Annotated in this window: 3 protein-coding genes and 1 pseudogene; 2 read left to right on the top strand and 2 right to left on the bottom strand. The window is 35.0% G+C overall.

From position 1 onward, the window contains the following. Nucleotides 1–97: 97 nt before the first annotated feature. A complete protein-coding gene (locus JR053_RS05160; RefSeq protein ID WP_010403618.1) occupies nucleotides 98–1,117 on the top strand; it encodes an Mrp/NBP35 family ATP-binding protein in 1,020 nt (339 codons plus the stop codon). A gap of 149 nt (nucleotides 1,118–1,266) precedes the next feature. Then, nucleotides 1,267–1,503 (top strand): annotated as a pseudogene (locus tag JR053_RS05155) (helix-turn-helix domain-containing protein); the annotation flags it as partial. 200 nt (nucleotides 1,504–1,703) lie between these two features. Here JR053_RS05155 and JR053_RS05150 read toward each other — a convergent pair. Next, nucleotides 1,704–2,267, bottom strand: coding sequence for a DNA-3-methyladenine glycosylase (locus JR053_RS05150; protein ID WP_010403621.1), 564 nt, complete (start codon nucleotides 2,265–2,267; stop codon nucleotides 1,704–1,706). A gap of 183 nt (nucleotides 2,268–2,450) precedes the next feature. Next, nucleotides 2,451–3,443, bottom strand: a complete 993-nt coding sequence (locus tag JR053_RS05145) for a hypothetical protein (RefSeq protein WP_416603784.1) — start codon at nucleotides 3,441–3,443, stop codon at nucleotides 2,451–2,453. Nucleotides 3,444–3,455 lie beyond the last annotated feature (12 nt).

The following is a 3,455-nucleotide window of genomic DNA, read 5'->3' as shown; positions in this document are numbered from 1 at the left end:
CAAGCAAACAAAGTAAGATAAAAATATAGACAAGTTTTAAAGGAGTGCAGTTTAATTATTCTATGTTAGTATACACCAATAGAAAAAATTTCATCATATGTTCTGGAAAAAATTTACACAGGTTAATGAGGAAATCGTAAGAGAGAGCCTAAAAAAGGTTATAGAGAAGAAAAGTGGTAAGAATGTTGGTGTAGTATCCTCAATTGTTATTAAGGGTAAAGATGTTGCTTTTGCTCTTGAAGTTACTGAGCCAAATGAAGAATTAAGAAAAAATTGTGAGCAAGCTGTTAAGGCGATACCGGGAGTAGGAAAGGTTACTGTAGTTGCTACTGGTCAAAAACAAGCTAGGCAACAAAAAGCTAAACTTCATATCGAAGGAGTGAAAAATATAATTGTCGTTGCTTCTGGTAAAGGAGGTGTGGGTAAGTCGACAGTTGCACTAAATCTAGCTCTTTCGTTAGCAGAATTAAAACATAAAGTTGCGCTAGTTGATGCAGATATATATGGTCCTTCGATTCCTAAAATGTTGGGCACTGAGAAATTAAAACCAGAAATACAGAGTGGTAAAGCAATGCCTATAGAGAAACATGGTCTCTATACTATTTCAATTGGCTATTTTATTGATAAGGACCGCGCAGTAATATGGCGTGGACCTATGATCACAAAAGCACTTTACAATTTGCTAATGGGAACAAGGTGGTCTGATATAGAATATTTAATCATTGATACACCGCCTGGCACTGGCGATGTACATTTAAGTCTGATGGAGAATTTTAGTTTAACTGGAGCAATAATAGTTTCAACTCCACAGGAGCTTGCTTTAATCGATGCACAAAAAATTTATGATATGTTCACAAAGCTCAGCGTGCCAATTATCGGCATTGTGGAAAATATGAGCTATTTTGTTCAAGATAATTCAAAAATACACATATTTGGAAAAGGTGGTGCAAAAAAAATGTCTGAAGAGCTGGGAGTCAAACTCTTGAGCAGAGTTCCTCTAGATCCGCAAATATGTAGTGCTTCTGATTGTGGAAATCCTTCAATACTAAGTGAGGATTTAGTAAGGATTTATGAAGGCATTGCTAAAGATGTTAGGTCTTTTGTATGCAGTCTATAAAGTTTTTTTAAACTACTTTTAAAATAGGTAGAATGTAATTTTAGGTGAATAAAATATTTCAAATGGCAGCAGCTACCTCGTATCTGAACAGACAATAGACTTCTTGGATAACTTAAGAAACAAGTAGTAGAAGCAATATTAGGGAAGGTATAAATTTTGAGCAGGTAAGTAAACTTGATGAAGAGAAGCTTCGAAGACTAAGAGGAGTAAAAAGAAAAACATTGGAAAAATAATAGAAATTTTAATAGAGGAAGAGGCCAAGAAAAAGGCAAGAGGAGGAAAACCAAATAAACAATGCATATTTATTAATAGCACTCGAATATTTGTGTAAATACCGTACATATTTCCATATAGTGCAAAGCTATGGAATAAGTGAAAGTTCTTGCTAACGGCTGAATAGAAGATGCATTGATAAAACATCCAGATTTCAGAAAGATAAAGAGCTATTAAAGTTAAATAGGAGTATGCAAAAGTTTTATAAAAAGGGAATGTTCAACTCCCCCATAGAAGATCAAAAAATATCCTTAGGTTATCCAAGAAGTCTATTGTTGGTAAACATAAAAGGCTATTTGCCTTTTTATCTAGTTTATGCAGGAGGTCTATATTTATTGTTGAGTGTGATTTTAGGCATTTCTGCTAAAACGCAACTTTTAAATCGCCAAAATTTCTCCTTGCCTTTACTAATTCCGATTCTTGGAGTGCACACATAATCTGGTTTGAGGTGATATTCATAGAGACAAAATTCATGACTTATAGTAAGGTCTTGTTTATTATGTTCTTTTGTAATGTTTAATTTTTTGCACAGTATGCCTGGCCCGCCTAAATTTGCTTCAAGCGGTTCAGTGAGCTTTAATCCTCGTATTAACACTGCTGCTGGGAATCCTTCTGCTTCTGTTACAATATTTAGACAATAGTACATTCCATATATAAAATATACGTACGAAAACCCTGGCGTACCAAACATTACTGAGGTTCGATTAGTATAGCCTCTTGCTGCATGACAAGCTGGGTCATCCATTCCTATATACGCTTCAACTTCAGTTATTATTCCACTAAAATTAGAAAATTTCAGAATCTTTCCTAGCAGCTCCCCAGCTACGGTTAAAGTTGGCCGTTCATAGAAATTTCTTGGTAATATTGTGTTATTCATCATAGAAGTACAAGTTATAGCTCTTCTCACAATAATCCGAACAGGTCATAATAACATACTGCTGGCCTCTTGGCTTATAATAGCTATAAAGACGTTTTTACCTCCGTTCGGACTATTATAAGAAGAGCTATACTTACATTTGTAAGCAAGTTATACTATTTTTGCTTTTTCTTATTTATTTAGTCAAGAGCATCTCTGAGAAGTAGAAGTTGGTGTTGTTGTCACATTTGTTACATCTGTTGAAGGCTGCTGTAAAACCTTGACTGATTCAGAGCTCTTTTGTTGCAATTGCGGTACTAACGCTTCATATAAAGATTTTGGCTCACGTCTCTTACCTATTTTGACTTCTTTATTTGCACGCAACTGCTCTGCAGTAACACCGTTGCCTTCAAGGAGAGTTACACCATTCTTACCATCAATGTTAACTTTAACTTTGCATTCTCTTCCATCAACATACCACTTTAAAGTCATTTCATATAACCCACTAATTATTTCATAAACTCTTTCCTCATTATCACTATCATTATTAATATAGCAAGATGCCCCCCTCTTTTTTTCTTGATTAGGATGACAAAATGTAATTGTTCTTACACCATACTCTTTACATATACTACCGCCTAGAAGTTTAGCTATATCTACTCCTTCTTTATTGGCATGTAGCACAACTCTCACGGTAGGATAAACAATATTCTCTTCCCTTTTGCCTTCTTTTATCATTATGGACTCTATGGTATATACCTTCGATATCTCTGCCTTAATTTGGTCAGCAATCTTGCCTACAATCTCTTTACCATGATAGTGAGATTCTCCTTTCTTCGGAGAAAAAGGTTCTTTGTTTGTAGTATTAGTGTCTGGATCATTCTGTAACTCAAAGAATTTATCCCATTCTTCATCACTGTCTAATTTGATATATTCACGCTTGTTCTTGCCTGATACTGCATTCTGAATACTAGACGATCCTTCTGTTACAGTTGTACCAGAGCTATTGCCTTTACCTTTTAGAAGAACAAGATGCTCTTCTGACCTTTCTTCCTTACTCAACTTTGAAGCTGCATCACCAAAAGAAGGTTTCTCTACTATATGCGTGTAAGAATTTTTAACTCTACTCTCATTATCAGGTACTGTAGTAGCCCACAAAAGCTTTTTGTAATAGTTTAGACTTGATCTGACAGGCATGAATTAACTGAC

Origin of the sequence: Wolbachia endosymbiont of Nasonia vitripennis (assembly GCF_048054115.1) — a bacterium.
Classification (GTDB): domain Bacteria; phylum Pseudomonadota; class Alphaproteobacteria; order Rickettsiales; family Anaplasmataceae; genus Wolbachia.
Note: the sequence above shows the minus strand (reverse complement) of the source record. Positions and strands in the feature narration are given on the sequence as shown.

What these genes read in the sequence shown, in the direction of transcription:
- JR053_RS05160 (WP_010403618.1), top strand. Translation starts at nt 98, where the DNA reads ATGTTCTGGAAAAAATTTACACAGGTTAATGAGGAAATCGTAAGAGAG.
- JR053_RS05150 (WP_010403621.1), bottom strand. Translation starts at nt 2,267, where the DNA reads ATGAATAACACAATATTACCAAGAAATTTCTATGAACGGCCAACTTTA.
- JR053_RS05145 (WP_416603784.1), bottom strand. Translation starts at nt 3,443, where the DNA reads ATGCCTGTCAGATCAAGTCTAAACTATTACAAAAAGCTTTTGTGGGCT.